Source organism: Amycolatopsis sp. CB00013 (assembly GCF_001905755.1).
Taxonomy (GTDB): Bacteria; Actinomycetota; Actinomycetes; order Mycobacteriales; family Pseudonocardiaceae; genus Amycolatopsis; species Amycolatopsis japonica.
In genome coordinates, this window is record NZ_LIWC01000002.1 from 654,038 (window position 1) to 673,216 (window position 19,179).

The following is a 19,179-nucleotide window of genomic DNA, read 5'->3' on the forward strand; positions in this document are numbered from 1 at the left end:
TGCCATTATGAAGAGCAATCACACCCGGTCAGTTTCGGTCGACGGCGTGCGCGTTCACTACGAACGCGCAGGTCAAGGCCCCGCTGTGGTGCTGTTGCACGGCAGCGGGTCGTCATTGGAGGGCTTCGAGCGGGTCGCGGAGCTGCTGTCGGCGTCCCACGACGTCATCCGCCCGGACCTGCCCGGGTTCGGGCGGACGGGGCCGCGGCCCGACCGCGACTACCGCGTCCGCACGTACGCGGGCACGATCGCCCGGTTCATGACCGCGCTGGGCGTGCCGCAGTTCGCCGTGGCGGGCAATTCGCTGGGCGGCAACATCGCATGGAACCTCGCGCTGGATGCCCCCGAGCGGGTGGATGCGCTGGTGCTGATCAACGCCACGGGCTACCCGGAGAAGACGCTGCCCGCCGGGTTGCGGCTGGCCCGGAATCCGTTGCTGCGCCCGCTGGTGCGGCGGTGGCTGCCGCGCGGCGCGACCGAACGCGGGCTGCGCGAAGCCGTCGGCGCGAACTCCGCGATCGTGGACGACGCCATGGTCGATCGGGTGCACGCGCTGACCAGCCGCCCGGGGAACCGGTCGGCGTTCGTCGACTTCGCCAACACCGACCAGCCCGACCGCAGCGGCGACCTCCCGAAGATCGCGGTCCCGACGCTGGTCCTGCGCAGCGCGAGCGTCGATGGGCAGCACTTCGCCCGCGACATCCCCGGCGCCCACGAGCGCGTACACACCGGCGGTGGCCATCTGCTGCCGGAAGAGGACCCGGACTGGGTGGCCACGGCGATCAGGGAGTTCCTGCGATGAAGTACTTCGTTGCCTCCGATGAGGATCGCCGGCTTGACGCGGCCACGCGCCGGACCCTGCGCGGTGACTTCGTCGCCCTGTCCGACGGGGTGACGCACTACGAGCTGACCGGCCCCGAGGACGGGGAGCTCGCCGTGCTGGTCGGCGGGATCACGATCCCGTTGTCCTATTGGGACGGACTCGCCGCGCGGCTGCACGCCCGCGGTCTGCGCACCCTGGCCTGCAGCGCCTACGGCCGCGGCTATTCCGACCGGGTCCGGGGCCGCTACGACGAGGCTTTGTTCGTCCGGCAGCTGGCCGAGCTCACCGCCGCGCTGGGCCTCACCGGACCGCACCACGTCGTCGGCACGTCGATGGGTGCCCTGGTCGCGATGGCCTATGCGAACCGGGACCCGGCGACCGTGGCCACGCTCACGATCGTGGGCCCGGCCGGGCTGGGTGCGCGGCCGCTGCCGCAGCGGTTGCTGCGCAACGATCTCATCGCCGGATTCATCGCCCGGCGCTTCGGCCGCAACCTCCTGGAAGACCACCTCGGGCACAACGTCCGCGACCCCGGGCTCTCCGCCCGGCTGGTCGCGATGGTGCAGGACGCCTACCGCTACGAAGGCTCCCTCTACGCGTTCTTCCAGACCCTGCAGGACTTTCCGCTGCACGAACGGAAGGACCTGTTCCGCAGGACCGGCGAGCTGGGGCTTCCGGTCCTGCTGGTGTGGGGCGACGACGACCAGGTCACCCCGATCACCCACCTCGGCACCGTCCACGAGTTGCTGCGCCCGCGGCAGACGCACGTGATCACCGAATGCGGCCACATGGCCCCCTACGAACGGCCGGACGACGTCGGCGACCTGCTCGCGTCGTTCACCGTTCCTCACCCGGAACGGCTCGAACCATGAACGACACCCTCGACGTCCTGATCGCCGGCGCCGGCCCGGCCGGCACCACCCTGGCCATCGACCTGGCCCGCCGCGGCCTCGCGGTCCGGATCCTCGACAAGGCCCCGCAGTCCTTCGACGGCTCCCGCGCCAAAGGCCTCCAGCCCCGCACCCTCGAGGTCTTCGACGACCTCGGCGTGCTCGGCGACATCCTCGACGGCAGCAGCGACTACCCCCGCCTGGGTATTCACCTGGGCCCGGTCGCCGTCCCGTGGCGGATGTTCCGCAACCGCGACCGCACCGCCGACGTCCCCTACCCGAACACGCGGCTGATGCCCCAGTACCGCACCGACGCCGTGCTGCACGACCGCCTCGACCGGCTGGGCGGCAAGGTCGAATACGGCCGGGAAATCACCGAATTCACCCTGGACGCCACGTCGGTCACCGCCACCGTGACCAGCGACGACGGCCCCGAACGGATCACCGCTCGCTACCTCGTCGGCGCCGACGGCGGATCGAGCGCCGTCCGCAAACACCTCGGGCTGGGGTTCCTGGGCGAGACCCGCGAGGCAGATCGGATGCTCATCGTCGACGCCGCCACCACCGGCCTGTCCCGCGACCGCTGGCACGTCTGGCCGGGTGTGAAGGGCCGGTTCGTGGGCGCGTGCCCGCTGCCGCACACGGATCTGTTCCAGTGGATGATCCGCCTGTCCCCGGACGAAGAGCCGCCCGAGGGCGAGGAGGCGATCACTCGGCGGATCCGGGCGCACACTCGCAACCGGGCGATCGCCGTCTGCGACATCCGGTGGCGGTCGGTGTTCCGGCCCAACATCCGCTTGGCCGAGGCCTACCGCCGCGGGCGGGTCTTCCTCGTCGGCGACGCCGCCCACGTGCACACCCCGGCCGGCGCGCAAGGCCTCAACACCGGCATCCAGGACGCCTACAACCTCGGCTGGAAGCTCGGCCAGGTCCTCGCCGGCGCCGACCCGCGGCTGCTGGACAGCTACGAAGCCGAACGTCTGCCGATCGCCGCGGGCGTGCTCGGCCTGTCGACGAAGAAGTACGAAGGCCTCGCCAAGCTCGACCCCTCCAGCCTGCGCCGCGGCAAGGACGAACAACAGCTGTCCCTGACATACCACGGCGGCCCGCTCGCGCCCAGCGGAACCGACCGCACGAAGACGCTGCAGGCCGGCGACCGCGCACCGGACACCGAACTGCTCGACACGGACGGAAAGCCGGTGCGCCTGTTCGACACCTACCGGGGGCCGCAATTCACCGTCGTCGCCTACGGCGCAGAAGCCGTGGCAGCGAGCGAAGAACTCGACTGGCCGACCGCCGGGGCGCCGCTGCAGCGCGTCGTCGTCGACGCCGAGGCCAAAGCCGACCACGTCCTCACCGATCACCGGCGTGACTTCCGCCGTGTTCACGGGATCGAGAGAGACGCCCTGCTGCTCGTCCGGCCCGACGGCTACCTCGGGCACATCGCGACCCACGACTTCCGTACCTCGACCCGCGCCGCCGTGCGCACCATGACCCCGGAGGTGGCCGGATGATCCACATCCTCCTGCGCGGAGCACAGGTCATCACCATGGCACCGCACCGGCCCGACACCGAACACGCTGACATCCTCATCGACGACGACACCATCGCCGCCGTCGGCGAAAACCTCGACCCGACCGGTGCGGACATCATCGACGTCACCGGCCGGATCATCATGCCCGGCCTGGTCAACGCCCACCTGCACACCTGGCAAACCGCCCTGCGAGGCGTGGGCACCGACTGGACGCTGATGGACTACCTCGGCCGCATGCACGGCGCCGCGGCCCGCCACTACCGCCCCGAGGACATGCACATCGGCACCCTCGCCGGCGCGCTGAGCCAGCTCGACCGCGGCACCACCACCGTGGGCGACTGGTGCCACAACACGCCCACCCCGGAGCACACAGACGCCGCCTTCGACGGCCTCCGCGCTTCCGGCGTCCGCGGGGTGTTCCTGCACGGCACCCCCTACTCCGCGGCCGATGCGACACACCCGGTCGGCGAAATCGACCGGCTGTCCGGTGGCCCGCTGCTCACCATCGGCATGGCCGTCCGCGGGCCACAACTGTCCACTCCGGACACCGCGGTCGCCGACTTCCGCGCCGCCGCCGAACGCGGCCTCGTCGTCTCGATGCACCAGAGCGGCGGCGAACCCGGGCCCGGTTGGGCCGCGGTGCGGGACGCCGGGCTGCTGAGCCCCCGCACGAACATCGTGCACGGCGCCGGTCTCACCGACGACTGGTTCAAAACCCTGGTCGACGCGGGCGCAACCCTCACCAGCACGCCCGAGAACGAACTCGGCCAAGGCCACGGGTTCCCCGTCACCGGGCACCTGCTCCGGCTGGGCGCCGCACCGTCGCTGGGCACCGACACCGACGCCATCACCCCCGCCGACGTGCTCTCCGCAGCCCGCATCGCCCTGGCACACCAGCGCGGCCACGACCACGAGCACCACCGGCAGACCACCGGCTCCTTCTCCCACACCGCAACGATCACCGCCAAGCAAGCACTCGCCTGGGCCACTGTCGAAGGCGCCCGCGCACTCGGCCTCGCCGACCGCGTCGGCCGGCTCGAACCGGGCATGCAAGCCGACCTCATCGTCCTTGACGCCCCGGCACCGAACCCGATCGCCACCGCCCTGCACGCCACCGCCGCCGACATCGAAGCGGTCATGATCGCCGGACGCTGGCGCAAACGCGACCACACCCTCCTCGACGTCGACCTCGGCACCATACGAGCCCAGCTCCACGAATCCGCAGCCCATCTCCTCCCCCACTTCCCGGGCTGATGAGCACGCGGGCCGAACTCGCCGGCCGGACCCGATCGGACCTGCTGGCCGCGGCGAAGCGGCTGTTCTCCGAACGCGGCTATCTCGACACCAAGATCACCGACATCGCCGCCGCGGCCGGGCGCGCGGCCGGGTCCTTCTACTCCCACTTCAGCGGTAAGGAACAGCTCCTCACCGCGCTGCGAAGCGAACTTGCCGAGACAGCGGTACCCGGCCCGGCCGGCGACAACCCGATCCGTGAGCACGTCACGGCCTGCTGGACCGCGATGCGCACCCACCGCCCCACGCTCATCGCGCTGCTGCAGTCGGCGATCGCCGCCGCCCCGGCTTCCGGACGCCTTTGGCACGAGCTGACCACCCGGACCGCACCACTGCGAAGGCATCTAGAGGACCTGCGCGATCGCGGCGAGCCGCTGCCGGGCGACCCCGAGCTGCTGGCGGCGGCCGTGGGCGCCATGCTCGCCGGACTCAACCACGCGCTGCCCACCGACGACGGCCGCGTCGCCGACACCGTAACCAACCTCGTGCTCTACGGCCTGGCCGGGCCCCGCGTCGGGGCCGATGCATCCGATGCCGAAAACCGAACTTCTCGATGACGGCGCCGCAGCCGTCAAATTCTTCCGCCGGGACCCCGGCAAACCCTGGCAGCGCGGGACGAACGAGAACGCGAACGGCCTCGCTCGCCGACAACCTGCCCAAACACAGCGATCTCTCGATCCACACGCCTGCCGACCTGGCCGCCATCGAGCATCGGTTCAACACCCGACCACGCAAGGGACTCGACTGGCGAACACCGCTCGAGGTCTTCCAAGGCGCGATGGGATCTTAAAAGATCGACGCCAGTGCGACGATCGCTCGAAACCGCCTCCAGTGATACGCAGGTGATCAGCGGAACAAAGTCGAGACCCATGGCGGTACTTGTCCGTTCGAGTGACCACGCCCGTGATCCAGCACGACGGTCTTGTCCGCCGCCTGGATTCATCAGAAACTGCCGCTTCCGTAGTTGCTCGAGGGACCGCCGTGGTACTTCGACCACATCGGTGGATCACTCGGGTCGTGGGGAAGCGGGATGATCACTTCGCCGGTGAGCCGCGCCCATCCCGATCCCACGGTCTCGTATTTCTCTTTCAACGCGCGAGCGGTCTCCTGCGCCCAATACACGCCGGTGTAGCGATGTTCGGCCCGTTCCGCGGTCAGCGCGGCGTGCACCTCCTGCACGGTGTGCATACTTCCGCCTCCGACGTCCAGGCTCCTCAGATAGATCCAGAAGCTGCGGCGCCCGCCTGGATGCTTGCGGATCTCGTAGGCCCACACCGGACCGGACACGTCGGCGATGGCCTCCGCACGCTTCTTCCTGGCCTGCTCATCTTCTCGTCGTTTGCGCTCCTTCTCCCGCATGGCGTACTCCTCCAGGTACGCGGGAAGGTCATCCATGCTCTGTTGGTGGTCCGCGAGAGCAGCGGCGAAGTCCGACCGCAGCCGCGCGCTCGCCGCGCCATATCCCTTACGCAGCAACCAGTTCCGCCGCGCGTACTTGATCCGCCACCACAGGCCACCCCGAAACGGCGCCCGCCGGTGGAGGCTGACGGCTTCCTCACGTTCCTGCAGCGTGTGGATCTCCGCCAGCAGTCGGCGCGTCGCCGAACACCAGCGATCCCGGTCCTCCCGACCGGCTCTGACGAGTCTGTCCGAAGTGGAGTACGACGAACGGGAGACCTCGGCGCACAGCAACCGGCTGTGCTTACTCAGTTCGGCCCCGACCACGTTGACCGTCCAGCCGCCCAGCAGGCTCCCGAGATCGGTGACATAGAAGTCGAATTCCATTGTTTCTCCTTAACAGCACATTGACCGCCATCAGTCCTCTCCGCGCAACCAGAACGCATCCTCGTCGGCGAACTCGGGCGAGGCGACGATACGTTCGACGAAGTCCACGGCCGGGTGCCCGCGAAGTTCGGAGACCGTGGCGCCCACGACGTCGAGTGCCCGCAGGTCGGCCGCCAGTCGCGCGTACTCGGCCGGGTCGACGTAAAACACCAAGCCGCGCCAGGATGTGTTCTGTGACCGGATGGTGCGGCCGGCCAATTCGATGTTCGGCGTCACCGTGTAGTCGGCGAACATGGCGGCTTCCAGCCGAGCCTGTCGCTCGGTGGTGATCTCATCGAGGCCGGCCGGCGATCGAGCGCGATCGTGGACCGGCTGACCGATGTCCGGAACGAATGACACTGTCACCATTCTGTTGAGCAGAACGTCCCAGATGCCCTCGTGGAGCACGGCTTGAGGGCCATCCACTTCCCAGCGCCGAGAACGCACTTCCACCGGGTAGTCCGCTTTGGGAGTCACCTGCACGGTGCCACCTTCCTCCTGCTCGTCACCGCGATCAGGGCCGTAGATGGGCGCGCATCGAACGCACCCGCCGCTCAAGTTCCCGGAGGTCACCGAAATGCCGGCGTTGCCAGCCGATCGTCCTGTTCCCCTGGCGTCCGGACGTGGCCTTGCGGTAGCGGTCCAGCCAGTCGCCGGCTCCGGCGAGATGCTCCCGCATGACGTCCGGCGGGACGCCACGCTCGCTGAGCCAGAGCAGTTCCTGCAGCCGGTTGTGGTATTCCAGGACCGCGTTCTGATTGATCGTCAATACCCCGCTCTGGTTGAACGCTCGCTTGTAGCCCAACGGCGAGTTCCGTGTCGGTGTGACGATCTCGCTCGGCGGTGGGCCTTCAGGGAAGCGATTCGGGTCGAAGAGCTGGTCGATGTGTCCGAGTTCGTGCTCCAGGTCCAGATAACGCATTCCTGGTCGAAGCCTGAGCTCGAGGTCGGTCCTGATCGTCTCCCCGGCCAGCCCGACGAAGCGGCGGATCGCCACCGAAGGGTCGCTCTCGACCGCGACGATCGTGAAGCCCATCGCCGCCACCTTTGCCGTCTCGGCCGCGAAGTCAGGGTGTTCCTCCATCCGCACCGTGCCATGGGCGATCGACTCCGGTGTCGGATCAATGCCGATCTTGGCGCCGGTGCCGACCTTCCCGCTGGCCCCGCCTCGGGCATAACTGAACGCGGCGTGGCCGACGGCGACGGCGAGAGCGGCGGCCACCGCGACGGCGGAGCCGACCGCCGGGTAGCTACCGCCGCAGCCGTCGTCTCCCGTGGAGCCAAGGGTGTTGACCAGGCCACCCGTGCACCGGGCGACCGCTGTCGCGGGAGTGAGCAACAGCACGGCGAGCACGATGGTGACGACGTGCCCGACCCTCCGGAGCGTTTGACGCATCAGCGGTCCCGTCCTGTGCGGATTTCGTGGCCGGCCTTGAGGTCCTGGATGCGCCGCCGCAGATCGGTGAAGTCCACCTCCGCCCCGTCGGGGTCCTGACGTGCCTGGTGCCAGTGACACATGCCCAGGTCGAGTTGGGCTTGGTACAGGCGGGACAGCCGGCGATAGGCAAGCGGCCCACCACGCAGGAAGGCGTCGACGAGGGTTCGGAACCTGCGTGCGGGATTGAGCAGCACCGGCAGTTCGGCGGCGGTGACCGCGTCGTGCCCACTGTTCGCCTCGTGCCGGAGTTCGATGGCCAGCGCGGTGCTCTGGTAGCGCAGGCCACGGCGCAGCAGCACCAGATACATCACCAGGAGCGGGCTGAGCAGCAGCAGAACCAGGAATGGCAACACGACCATGGCGAACACCGGCTCGCTGACCCGGAACTTCAACGGCAGCAACGAGATCAGGCTGTTGTACAGATAGTGGCCGCAGATCGCGGTCAGCAGGCCGCAACAGATCACGACGAGCCTTGTCCTCGGGTTCCGCATCTGCCGGGCGGCGCCGATCGCCGCACCGACCAGCGCCGAGAAGGCCACATGCATCAGCATGATCCCGACCACCTGCCGCAGCCAGTGCTGATAGACGGCGCCGCCCGTGCCCGGGGCGGACATGTACAACATGGATTCGAGGAAGTTGAACCCCAGGCCGACACTGGCACCGACGACGAGACCGGACACCAGGTCGGTGACCCACCGCCGCGCCACGACGGCGATCAGCAGCACGCCGACGCCCTTGGCCAATTCCTCGAAGACGGGCACTTCGACACCGTCGATGATCGCAACGAACCGGTTGAAGCCCAGCAATTGATCGCTCAAGGAGTTGTACAGGACCGGAAGCGCCATTCCGTATCCGACGGCCACCGTCGCACCCCAGCCGAATCCGGCGATCAGGAGCCGGAAAGGCATCCGCCGATGGCGTTGCATCCGGTGCACGGCCCAGAGCGCGATCGCCGTCGTGGGCAGCGAAAGCAGCGCCGCGGACACCAGGTCCGCCCCGCTCTCGGCCCTCGCGTGGATCATCTTGATCAGAAGCGCGATCGGCGGCAGAGCACACGCGAGTGCGATCCACAGCTGACTGTTCCTGTCCCGGCGCCGCAGTCGCTCACCGTCGGCGGCACGGCTGGGGTGGAGCCGGTCGCCGCCCAGGATCAGGCACGCCAGCAGCAGGGCACTGAGCCCGGCGTTCATGTTCGCGGAGACCATCTCCGACACCTGGTACTCCGGCCGGACGAACTGCACGGCCGCCACCATCAGATGGAAGGCGGAGAGCGTGGCCAGCGCCGCCGCCATGACTACCAGAGCACGCGTCACCGGTGCGTCGGGGGAGGCGAGCCGGCGATGACGGACCGCTCGATACAGGATGAAGAGCATCAGGAGCCGGATAACCACCAGGAACCCGGCAGTGAACGACCGGGACCGCGTACTCGCCGCGGCTCCGAAGCTCTCGGAGAACGCGCCGGCCTGAATCTCCAAGGCCGGCTTGCTCAGGAAGAGCAGAAACGGCACCAGCGCGAGGACGCCGCCGATCACCGCGCAGATCACCAAGATCCGCCGGTGTGGATCAGGTTCGTATCCCGCAGTCCGGCCGGTGCCCCTGCCTCCGGAAGCACGGATGAGTTCCCGGGTCACGACGGACGTGCCCCTTCCGGCGACCGAGACCGCCGATCTCTCCCCCGCTGAACGCGGCCGACGAAGGGCCGCGCGTCGTGCACGACCCCGAGCACGCGCGCGCCCACGGCGACCAGCAACGAGGCACCACCGACCCACGCGGAAGGGGTTCCGTCCGACACCGCGTCGGCAGGTTGGGTCGCGACCGCGCCGTCGGGGTCGTAGACGACGTCCAGCCGGGCGCCCTCCCCGGCGGCACGGTATGACAGAGACACGTTCTCCTCGCGTTCTTCCGAGCAGGCGAGGCGATGGTCGTAGTACGTGTCGGTGGTCGTGCTCCATTGCTCACCGTCATAGGTACGGATCGGCACGCGACGGGTCTGGATGTCGAGCACCGTGCAGGACGTGCGGACGCCGCGTTCGGACAACGCCGCGTCGTTCACCCCCTCCCACGCCGCGAAAGCGGCGATCACCGTGGCCGCCGCACCCGCAATGACCCACCCCAAAGGCGCGGCGAGGAGAATGGACGTCAGCCAGAGCAACAAGCCGACGCCGAGCAGGACCACGCCCAGCACGCGCGACGAGTGCGCGCACAGCCAGGCCCCGGCCAGCGACGACGCGACCACGAGTACCGGCTGGACCACGGCGATGACCGACTGCGGCACCGGTCCACCGGGGTGAAGCCTCATGCGTTCGTCCTCCGTCCTGAGGCCGCTCCGTGCGTCGGCCTTGGACTACTACCGTGGGTGATCAGTCCTGTACGTATCTCGCGCTAATCTTGAATTCGCAGGTAGAGAGGGAGGTGTTGTGGAGGTCGAGTTCGCCGTCCTCGGCGACGTTCGCGTTCGGCTCGACGGAGAGGATCTGGACATCGGGCACGCGCGTCAGCGGTCCGTCCTCGCCGTCCTGCTCGCCGAGGCAGGCCACAAGGTGACCGCCGCCCAGCTGGAAGACAGGGTGTGGGGCGAGCGAGCCCCTCGCCAAGCTCGGAACGCCCTCTACAGCTACCTCTTCCGGCTCAGGACGGCCCTGCGGGACGTCGCGGGGTTCGACATCGCCCACCGAAATGGCGGATACGTGCTGGAGGTCGACGTCGAAACCGTCGACCTGCACCTCTTCAGGCGTCTGCTCGGGCAGGCTCACGAAGCCGCCGAAGGCCGGCGAGCGCTGGCCCTGTTCGACCGCGCGCTGCGGCTCTGGCGAGGTGTGCCGTTCGACGAGCTGGACAGCCCCTGGCTGGCGGCGCTGCGCGACCAGCTGCAGAAAGAGCGGTACACCGCCCAGGTCGAGCGCCACGACGTCGCACTGAACCTCGGGATGCACGCCGAACTGCTGGCCGAGCTGACCACCGCGACAGCGGCGAACCCGTTCGACGAGCGACTCGCCGGTCAGCATCTGCTCGCCCTGTACCGATGCGGGCGCCGGGTGGAGGCGTTGACGCGGTACCGCACGTTCCGCGCCCGGCTCGTGGCGGAGATCGGCGTCGAGCCCGGCGATCACCTGCGACGTCTGCATCAGCAGATGCTCGCCTCGCAGGTGCCGCCTCCGCCCGCCGCCCAGCGGGCGGAGCAGAACCAGGAGCCGGTGCCACGGCAGTTACCGGCGGCGTCACCGTGGTTCGTCGCCCGCACCCGTGAACTCGGTCTGCTCGACAAGGCGCGGAACGACGCCGCCGGCGTCGTTCTGGTGACGGGTACCGGAGGGTCGGGCAAGACGTCCTTGGCGCTGCACTGGGCGCATCGCGAGGCCGGGCGGTTCCCCGGCGGGCAGCTGTACGTGAACCTCCGCGGGTTCGATCGAGTGGGCAAGCCGTTGTCTCCGGCCGATGTACTGCATGGTTTCCTGGAGGCGCTGGGCGTGCCGGCAGAGCACGTCCCGGCCGGCCAGGACGCGAGGGCCGCGCTGTATCGCAGTCTGCTGGCCCGTCGGCGAGCACTGGTGGTACTGGACAACGCCTACGACGCCGACCAGGTCCGGCCCCTTCTTCCCGGTGGGGCGGATTGCCTCACGGTGATCACCAGTCGTGAGCGGGCCACCGATCTCGTCACCCATGAGGGAGCCGTGCCCGTCCGCCTGACCGTGCTCGAGGAGATCGAGGCCGTCTCGCTTCTCGTCAGGCGGCTGGGACCCGACCGGGTGACCGCCGAACCCGACGCGGTCGCGCGACTTCTCGCGCACTCCGCCCGGCTCCCGCTGGCCCTGGCCGTAGTGGCGGGTCGCGCGGTGGCCAACCCCGCCTTCCCGCTGAGCGCCCTGGCCGATGAACTGCGCGACGAGCGAGCGCGGCTGGACGCGTTGGAAGCGGACGGCACCACGTCGAGCGTGCGAGCGGTGTTCTCCTGGTCGTACCGCACGCTGAGCCCCGAGGCGGCCCGGCTGTTCCGGCTGCTGAGCCTGCACCCCGGCCCCGACGCGAGCCGGTTCGCCGCGGCCGCGCTGGCCGGGATCGACACGTCCCGCACCCACACCCTGCTGAACGAACTGATACGGACACACCTCGTCGACGAGCCCCGCCCCGGTCGCTTCCGCTCACACGACCTGCTCCGCGTCTACGCGGCCGAACTGGCTGAGCGGGAGGACACCGACGAGGAACGGAGAAGCGCACTGCACCGATGCCTCGACTTCTACCTCCACACCGGATTCGCCGCCGAACGGCACCTGGCGCCGCACTGGCCACCGATCGTGCTCGCCAACGCACAAGACCACGTCCCACATCCGCCCGTCAACGACTACCACCAGGCCATGCACTGGCTCACCACGGAGCACGACACCCTGCTCGCCGCGACGGCGGCAGCCGTCCGCGCAGGCCTCGACGTGCACGCCTGGCAGCTGCCCTGGGTGCACAGCACCTACCTGAGCAGGCGAGGTCATCTGGCGCACCGCGCCGAGTCCCAGCGCACGGCACTGGCGGCCGCCGACCGCCTCGATGACGACTTCGCCCGAGCCACCAGCCGCCAGCTGCTCGGCAGGGCCGAAATCCTGGTGGGCGACCAAGACCAAGCCCTGAAGAACCTGCGGCACGCGCTCGACCTCTACACCAGCCTCGGGGACACCATGGGTATGGCCATCACCCATTTCTCCCTCAGCTCGGCCTACGACCTGCAGCAGTGCCACACCCGGGCTCTGCGGCACGCCAACCACGCTCTACGGCTATGCCGCGAAGCGGGCGACCATGCATGGGAAGCATTCACGCTCACCGCGATCGGCTGGTATCACGGCAAAGCAGGCCACCACGCCCAATCCCTTGCCCGCTGCAGCGAGGCCAAACCCTTACTGGACCGCATCGGAGACCGAGACGGCCGGGCCCACAACCTCCACTGCCTCGCACGCGCACACCACAATCTCGGCCAGTACACCGAAGCCGCGCAGGGCTTCCGCGACTCACTCGCCCTGTTCCAAGAACTAGGCAGTCCCTATCTGGAAGCGACTACTCTCGACCACCTTGGCGACGCGCTACAAGCCGCAGGCGACCACCCCGGAGCCTGCGACGCGTGGACCCGAGCACTCGAAATCCTTGAACCACTGGCACACCCCGACACCGTCGAGATCGAAGCCAAACTCCTCGACACGAGCGCGCGCCGATAGCCGGCGGTGCTGCCGGCATGGCTCGCCGGGGTACCACTGGCCAAGGACCGGCTACGCGAGCACCGTATCCCGTGCACCGCGGGCATGACGGTCCGCGACCTCGCGGCGGCCGCGCACGGCTCGGCCGATCGATCCACAGTGGACGGACTGCTGCTCTTGACGTCCTCTGTGGACGTCACGCCGTGGTCGGGCGTGGGCACCGAGTTCACCGGCCGTTCGCGTCATCGGCCGCCTGGAACAAGCGAAGACCCTTCGCTGGAGCCCGATCCGCTGCCGCTCGAAATCCGTCGAATCGAGCCTCGAAGGCCGTTGTGAAGCGGTTTTCGCCTGAAGCCGTGGATGACGACGACACCGAACGGGTCACCACACGAAACGGCGGGCGTTGTCGCGGCACGGGGTTCGAGCCCGCCACTGGAGGCGCCGGCCTGGTGCGCCGAGCGTTAACTGAATCGTGACAGCAGGATACGCCGGGGATAAAGGAGGCAGCGGAAGCTTGCGGTATGAAGGAATCGGAGGGGCGACCGGGGACCGCCGCGGGTGCGAAAACCTCGATGGGGCGCGAGCTGATCGAACTCGCGGCGCTCTTCATCGCGGCGGGTGTGGCCCACCTGTTCGTCAGCACGTTGTCGCTCAATCGCGCCGGACCGGTCGTGCTGTTCGGGCTCGGGTTGCTCCTGATCGCCACCTCCGCGTTGCGGCGATGGTGGAGTCACCGTCCGCGAGAGAAGGTGAGTCTCGGCGCGACGGACGAACACGAAGCGGGAACGGGCGTGGCGTGGCGGATCCGCGTCACGGTCCGTGACGTGCCAGGTGCCTTGGCCGGGGTGACGGCCGCGTTGGCGGCGCACCGGTACGACATCGTGTCGATGCAGGTCTTAGCGGTGCAGGACGGCGTGGTCGACGAGTTCCTCCTGCGTGCACCGGCCGGTGCGAGTGAGGCGACCAGAAGCAGGGCCGCGGCGTCAGCCTCGAGGCAGAGGCCATCTTGAGATACGCGCGGCGAGCATGGTTCAGGCCGAACAGGCGTACTGTCGATGCTCCGAAGCTTGAGTTGATCACCACTGTGGTGGCGGTGCGTTCTCGCGCTCGTCGCATCGCCAGACGCGCCCGGGCTTCGGGTGAAATGTCTCTTGAGGACTCGAATCGTCAAGCCTCCAGTGGCTAGTGTTGTGGTCGCAGGACTCTCACGGGCGCTGTAGCGGTGGCCTGACCGGTAAGCGACGACCGACGTTGCCTGCTGCCGTTGACTGTTGACCGCCCCGTGGGCCGTCCTGCGACCGCGTGGCGGTCATGAACAATCACGATCTCGGACACGGCACCGTGCCACGCCATCGTGAACCACGAGTGGATGCACGTCTGGGCGAGAGGCCCTCTAACCGGGACGGGCGATGCGCGCGTACGGCGAGGCGTTGAGATCGTCGCCGACTGTGGCTCGATGCTGCTCGGCTCAACGATCACCCCGTACCTTGAGCGCCGGAAGCGCGCCGGCGGGCCAACAGGGCGCATGTCCGACGAACTGGACTCGGCGCGCGGCGCGCTCGGCTGGTCTCTTGTCGTGGCAACAGCAACCCCAGATCGGGAATCCGGCGAGAAGCTGGCGGGCGCGGCCGTCGCTGCGCGTCTCGCTGGTACCGCGCAGGTCGTCGGGCCGGTTACGTCGTTCTTCTGGCACCTCGGTGAAAGCGGACGGGGCGAGGAGTTCAATGTGACGTTCAAGACGACCGATGCCAGGTACGCCGAGCTGGAGGCGTACATCATCGCGAACCATCCGTGGGACAAGCCCGAGGTGACGGCCGTCGAGCTGGTCCGCGGCTCTGCGGACTACTTGGCATGGGCCGAGGAGTCCACCCGACGCAGTTAGACCTTCAGCCTGGTAAGGAGATCGGCGCCTGCCGGGGTCGAACGGTGGCGGGCGAGACGGCACGCAACGGCCGCCGGAGTTCCGTCCAGCAGCGGCTTTCGCTGTTCTATGCGCCGGAGATCGGTCGCAGCGTGGCGCCTTTGTCGTCGCGCGGGTCGGCGACCGGGGCACGAGCGGTTCGGCCTGGCGGCGGGCGCCGAACGCTAATTTCGACCCCTGAGGCCTCGAACCCGGGGAACTCTCAGAGGTCAGTTTCACGTGCCGGCGACATCCCTTGCCCGAGTTCAAGAGGTGGTGTTTTCGCTGTGCCGCAAAGGGGTGTCCGCAGCCGGCCGCTTGGTCTCATTCTCCTGGGTACGTCGACGACTCAGACGCGGCGGCTTACCGGAGAGAGGAACAAATGCTTAAACGAGCGGTCTTCCTTGCAGTACTGGCCACAGGAGTGGCTTTGGCCGGTCCCATCGGCCCGGCATCAGCGACGGAGAAAGGTGTTGGCCGGGCGCCTGCAGAACAGCGCGGGTCCTGGAAGTGCAGCAAAGAACTTCAGCCCGACGATGGGGATCCGGGCGGTGTCTCCGGGCGCGTCCACCGGTACTGGAGCGGTGGCGGAGCACAACTGGGAGTGCAGTTCCATGCTCTGGACGAAATCGTCGACTACACGAACACGACCAGCGTCAATGGGTACATCAAGCTGATTCGGCGGCTGTCCAACGGCGTGGAGACGGTGATCTGGAGCACGACCGCCTCCCCGGGCGAGACCGACAGAAAGGATCTCAATCTGCCTGAAGGGCAAAGGGTGTACGTGTATGTGCAGGTGAAAGACAGGGGATCCTGCACGAGCGACATGCTCACCACGTAGCACCCCACCAGCCCGGTTCACACCACCCAAGGCTGAGCGGAGCGCGAGCGCCGCGTGGCGTTGGAACGTATGCGAAGCCGGGATCTTTCGGAGGACCGAGTCGCTCGGCTGGGCGTTGCCGTTCGGTCCGGTCTACGAATCTGACCGGTGAAGCCGAAGGCGGTATTCGTTCCATGCCTGGGCGGCCTGATGGAGTTTGTCTTTCCACGGTTGCGGATCGTTGTCGGCGATCTGTTCCCACAGGTTCCTGTTGACCGTCGTGAAGACGTCGATTCCTGTCGCGGGCGCTTCCCGCCAGGCGGGGATCGCAGCGGCCCAGTTCTCCGCGGCCGCAGGTGAGTGGCCTTCGGCGATCAGCCACAGGGCCGCGCAGGCGGGGTCGACCCAGGCGGCGCCGAGGGTGGGCCAGGCCCAGTCCACGATCTTGGCACCGCTGGTGGTGATGAGGATGTTGTGCGGGTTGAGGTCGGTGTGCAGGAGCCGGTCACCGGCCAGCACGGCCAGTTCGCGTTGATCGGCGTAGCCCGCCCAGCGTCGCTCGATGCGCGCCAGCGGCAGCCCGGGTGCCGGTAATTGTCCGAGGCGGGTGAGAACGTCGGCCAGCTTGCCGAGGTCGGCGGAGCCGGGGCCCAGGTCGGCGTGGTGTCCACGAAGGTGGTCGAAGCCGAGGATGTTCCATCCTCCGGCTTCGAACTGCCAGCGCAGGACTGGACCGATACCGGCGATACGGTCGGCGACCGCGGCCTCGCGCTGCTGAGTGGCGATGCGACGGTGCTCGGTGGGCATGCCTTTGACGAACACCGAGGTGCTCGAGGCGTGCACAATCGCCGTGAAACCGGCGTTCAGCCCGGACCTGACCGGGTCCACGGCCTGGACGGTCCCGGTCTCCCGCTCGACCGCGTCACGGACGGCGACGGGCAGGTCGAGCCAGAGGGTACGTTCTCGGGTGTCGTTCAGCATGCCGCGCGCGGTCGAGGTGGTGTTCATGCCGCAACCGTGGTGGCGAAGCCGAGGGTGCTCAGGCCCTCGGACCGGAACAGTCCGTCCGCCGGGCCGCCGGTGACGGTTTGCAGCAACTGGTAGTCGGCCAGGTGGCGTTCGGCCCAGGCGGCGGCATATCGCCACAGGGCACGGCCGTGTCCGTGTCCGCGATACTCGGCCAGGACACCGAAGTACTGCGGCAGCATCGCCGTCGCGCCGTGGCGGTCGGCCATCGTCGCCAGGGGCCCGATCGCTCCGACGATCCGCTCGTCCGCCACGGCGACGAGGATCGGCCCGTCGACCAGACCGTCGCACCAGCGTCGATGCAGGAATTCGAATCCCGTGCCGGGCAGCTGCCCGGCGAAATCCCGGAAGGTGGCCCTCACCGGCGCGGAGGTTCGGTCCAGGTCGAGCACCACTGAATGCGCGGTCCCTTGGACGCCGGCTGCCGGTGATGCGTCGAAGGCCTTGAGCAGGATCCTGGTCGTGGACGGCGCCGTCTCCGGAGTGGTGGCGGACTCACCGGGGTGGAACCAGACGAGGCGCCCGGCCCGGGCGCCGTGCGCCACACGCCACCGACGGGTCGCCTCACGCAGCATCACGATGTCGGGCCGTCCCTGGCTGTAGACGTAGGTCTTGATCGCCGCTTTCCCCCGGCGCGTCAAGGCGGGGATGATCGTGAGGTCGGGGCGGTGCACGATCTCGTCGGTCAGCACCGTTTCGGATTTGGTCGCCGACCAGCGGCTTTCCTTGTCGAAGGGCAGCATCACCCCGGCGGCAGCGGCGGAGAGGACCTCGTCGAAGACCGCCGGCTCGAAGGTGTCCGGGTGCACGGGCCCGAGGGTGGGGACATAGGGGACGTGCAGCACACGGCGCAGCCACTGCGGACGGAAGCGCATGGCGGCACGCTACCCGGACGGCCGAGACGCCCGGTGACCACCGGGGCGGTGACACGCCGATGGTCACCGGGACGTGCACGGGTCAGTACGGGTTGTCGTCGCCGGCGTTGCAGCTGCATTTCGACGATTCGACCAGCACGTCCAGGTCGTCGACGAGTTCGATCTCCTCGATCGGCTTCTCGACGGCCGGCGCGCCGAACTGAATCTCCACGGCAACAGCGGTCATAGCGTTCCATAACCCCAGCGGTACCTCCACCGAGGAGTCCGCGTTGCCGTCGAAATTGCCGCCAGACGTTGTTTTAAACCCTTGACAACCAACAAGAAAATCCCCCTGATTGACACCGCCGCTCTTTAGCCTAACGAGTTACATGTCTTCACTCAATACGAACCTTGCGATTCGAGCAGCCTGTTCTCGCTCATAACCTGGAGCAGCGCCAGCATTCAAGTCATTAATTACAAGCAAGTCAAATGTGAGCGTGGTCAGATTAATGAGAAGTCTATGAATCGCCGCCGCTATAGCAACACCATGCAGTCCACTATTTGCCACGGCGTAGAGTTTGTCAATCCGGGCGCCCACGTCTTTGAGATTGACTTGAATCACGTCAGCATTCGATTTAGTCAGCCGTGACGCCACGTACTGCCACAATCTTGAAATATATCGATCCTGAGTCATCTTTCGACCGTCGATCACCTCATCTGTCGCCGGGTAGAGCGCATCAGCAAGTCGCTCCAGTAGTCGACGGCACGAGAGAGCGACCTGCGATAGCTGCTCTGCACTGTCATGCTCCTCGAGCGTCCTGAGAGCAACGTCGAAGATCTCGATAATTCCCGGGTCTATTTGACGAGCCCTTAAGTATATTTCGTCAGCCACATGCGAGAACGCGCTCCCCAGTATTCGCTCCATGCGACCAGCGCGATTAGCATCTTGAATGCTATCGCGCGGGTCAAGAATAGTATCCTCCAGGCCAGTACTGGCAAAATCGACACTCAGCGCCGAACCGGCAAGTTCGCGCGCGATCGTCTTTTTCCAGTCATGATCACGCAGATCCTCTCCAGCCACCTCGGGATCGTCCATCATTGAATAGAGGAGACTCACGACTCCAGAGTGAATCCGATATCGCAGCGGCAGTACCGCCATATAGAACGCCCATTGCAAGCGGCTGTCGTTTCGCACTTGGATCACACCAAAGTACTCTGACCTACTCCGCAAACGCCCGTCTAATAGTACAGCATCTTCGAGGGCTATTCCCTCAACTATCAACGAGCAAGTAGGCGTCCTCGTAATAAGGTGAGCGAAACTTTCGAGGTCTTGAATTGAGCGCCAACCTGTATCGCCGCCCAGCAAAGCATGGACTGCTTCAGCTAGCTGCGACTGCTGCCGCGGCAGGTAGCTTACACCAGGATTACCTGACCGAATTCTGACATGCTGTCTGTAAGCTGGGATTGTAGCTAGAATTCCCTCAATGGCGACGATTTCCATCCTCCTAAGAGGAGTAAGAAAATCCTCGGACGCATCAGCATTCTCTTCGAGGAAATGAAAAGCGACGTGCACAGTTTACCCCTCTACGCCTCATTGAAAATG

General features: G+C 67.4%; 19 protein-coding genes and 1 pseudogene. 11 read left to right on the forward strand and 9 right to left on the reverse strand.

What is annotated here, in order from left to right:
- Positions 1-7 precede the first annotated feature (7 nt).
- The 6 genes and pseudogenes from AMK34_RS13100 to AMK34_RS43460 all read left to right on the forward strand — a co-directional run.
- Positions 8-802, forward strand: a complete 795-nt coding sequence (locus AMK34_RS13100; RefSeq protein WP_073845467.1) for an alpha/beta fold hydrolase — start codon at positions 8-10, stop codon at positions 800-802.
- Positions 799-1,695, forward strand: coding sequence for an alpha/beta fold hydrolase (locus AMK34_RS13105; protein WP_073845469.1), 897 nt, complete (start codon positions 799-801; stop codon positions 1,693-1,695). Before AMK34_RS13100 ends, AMK34_RS13105 begins: the two co-directional genes overlap by 4 nt.
- A complete protein-coding gene (locus tag AMK34_RS13110) occupies positions 1,692-3,227 on the forward strand; it encodes an FAD-dependent oxidoreductase (protein WP_073845471.1) in 1,536 nt (511 codons plus the stop codon). The genes AMK34_RS13105 and AMK34_RS13110 overlap by 4 nt, the downstream gene beginning before the upstream one ends.
- On the forward strand, positions 3,224-4,501 hold the full coding sequence (locus AMK34_RS13115) for an amidohydrolase family protein (RefSeq protein WP_073845473.1): 1,278 nt from the start codon (positions 3,224-3,226) through the stop codon (positions 4,499-4,501). The genes AMK34_RS13110 and AMK34_RS13115 overlap by 4 nt, the downstream gene beginning before the upstream one ends.
- On the forward strand, positions 4,501-5,097 hold the full coding sequence (locus AMK34_RS13120; RefSeq protein WP_073845475.1) for a TetR/AcrR family transcriptional regulator: 597 nt from the start codon (positions 4,501-4,503) through the stop codon (positions 5,095-5,097). The genes AMK34_RS13115 and AMK34_RS13120 overlap by 1 nt, the downstream gene beginning before the upstream one ends.
- Before the next feature lie 4 nt (positions 5,098-5,101).
- Positions 5,102-5,330: pseudogene (locus tag AMK34_RS43460) on the forward strand (transposase); the annotation flags it as partial.
- A 152-nt stretch (positions 5,331-5,482) separates the two neighbouring features.
- Here AMK34_RS43460 and AMK34_RS43160 read toward each other — a convergent pair.
- From AMK34_RS43160 to AMK34_RS13145, 5 genes are read right to left on the reverse strand one after another with little or no spacing between them, the layout of a single operon-like run.
- Positions 5,483-6,325, reverse strand: a complete 843-nt coding sequence (locus tag AMK34_RS43160; RefSeq protein WP_073845477.1) for a hypothetical protein — start codon at positions 6,323-6,325, stop codon at positions 5,483-5,485.
- A 30-nt stretch (positions 6,326-6,355) separates the two neighbouring features.
- Entirely contained in the window at positions 6,356-6,847 is a 492-nt protein-coding gene (locus tag AMK34_RS13130) for a hypothetical protein (RefSeq protein ID WP_143202441.1), read from the reverse strand.
- Between the two features lie 31 nt (positions 6,848-6,878).
- Entirely contained in the window at positions 6,879-7,760 is an 882-nt protein-coding gene (locus AMK34_RS13135; protein WP_073845481.1) for a hypothetical protein, read from the reverse strand.
- The gene (locus AMK34_RS13140; RefSeq protein ID WP_143202442.1) at positions 7,760-9,433 is read right to left on the reverse strand and encodes a PrsW family intramembrane metalloprotease; all 1,674 of its coding nucleotides are present in this window, start codon (positions 9,431-9,433) and stop codon (positions 7,760-7,762) included. Before AMK34_RS13140 ends, AMK34_RS13135 begins: the two co-directional genes overlap by 1 nt.
- Positions 9,430-10,101 carry a hypothetical protein gene (locus tag AMK34_RS13145; protein ID WP_143202443.1) on the reverse strand — a complete coding sequence of 224 codons (672 nt, stop codon included), beginning with the start codon at positions 10,099-10,101 and terminating at the stop codon, positions 9,430-9,432. Before AMK34_RS13145 ends, AMK34_RS13140 begins: the two co-directional genes overlap by 4 nt.
- Before the next feature lie 118 nt (positions 10,102-10,219).
- Here AMK34_RS13145 and AMK34_RS13150 point away from each other — a divergent pair, with 118 nt between their 5' ends.
- The 5 genes from AMK34_RS13150 (at position 10,220) to AMK34_RS42655 (ending at position 15,717) form a co-directional block, all read left to right on the forward strand.
- Positions 10,220-12,997 (forward strand): AfsR/SARP family transcriptional regulator, encoded by a 2,778-nt coding sequence (locus AMK34_RS13150; protein ID WP_073845487.1) that lies wholly within the window; start codon positions 10,220-10,222, stop codon positions 12,995-12,997.
- A 6-nt stretch (positions 12,998-13,003) separates the two neighbouring features.
- The gene (locus tag AMK34_RS13155) at positions 13,004-13,312 is read left to right on the forward strand and encodes a hypothetical protein (protein WP_073845489.1); all 309 of its coding nucleotides are present in this window, start codon (positions 13,004-13,006) and stop codon (positions 13,310-13,312) included.
- 185 nt (positions 13,313-13,497) lie between these two features.
- Positions 13,498-13,986 (forward strand): ACT domain-containing protein, encoded by a 489-nt coding sequence (locus AMK34_RS13160; protein WP_083649849.1) that lies wholly within the window; start codon positions 13,498-13,500, stop codon positions 13,984-13,986.
- A 446-nt stretch (positions 13,987-14,432) separates the two neighbouring features.
- Positions 14,433-14,858 (forward strand): divalent-cation tolerance protein CutA, encoded by a 426-nt coding sequence (gene cutA / locus AMK34_RS13165; protein ID WP_241832759.1) that lies wholly within the window; start codon positions 14,433-14,435, stop codon positions 14,856-14,858.
- Between the two features lie 448 nt (positions 14,859-15,306).
- The gene (locus tag AMK34_RS42655) at positions 15,307-15,717 is read left to right on the forward strand and encodes a hypothetical protein (protein WP_143202444.1); all 411 of its coding nucleotides are present in this window, start codon (positions 15,307-15,309) and stop codon (positions 15,715-15,717) included.
- A gap of 132 nt (positions 15,718-15,849) precedes the next feature.
- Here AMK34_RS42655 and AMK34_RS13175 read toward each other — a convergent pair whose 3' ends face one another.
- From AMK34_RS13175 to AMK34_RS42660, 4 genes are all read right to left on the reverse strand, one after another.
- A complete protein-coding gene (locus AMK34_RS13175) occupies positions 15,850-16,704 on the reverse strand; it encodes a phosphotransferase (protein ID WP_083649850.1) in 855 nt (284 codons plus the stop codon).
- Positions 16,701-17,597: a GNAT family N-acetyltransferase gene (locus AMK34_RS13180; RefSeq protein WP_073845492.1), complete on the reverse strand. Its 897-nt coding sequence runs from the start codon at positions 17,595-17,597 to the stop codon at positions 16,701-16,703. Before AMK34_RS13180 ends, AMK34_RS13175 begins: the two co-directional genes overlap by 4 nt.
- Positions 17,598-17,679: 82 nt before the next feature.
- A complete protein-coding gene (locus tag AMK34_RS43165; protein WP_198941675.1) occupies positions 17,680-17,823 on the reverse strand; it encodes a hypothetical protein in 144 nt (47 codons plus the stop codon).
- Between the two features lie 138 nt (positions 17,824-17,961).
- On the reverse strand, positions 17,962-19,077 hold the full coding sequence (locus tag AMK34_RS42660; RefSeq protein ID WP_143202445.1) for a hypothetical protein: 1,116 nt from the start codon (positions 19,075-19,077) through the stop codon (positions 17,962-17,964).
- Between the last annotated feature and the right edge of the window lie 102 nt (positions 19,078-19,179).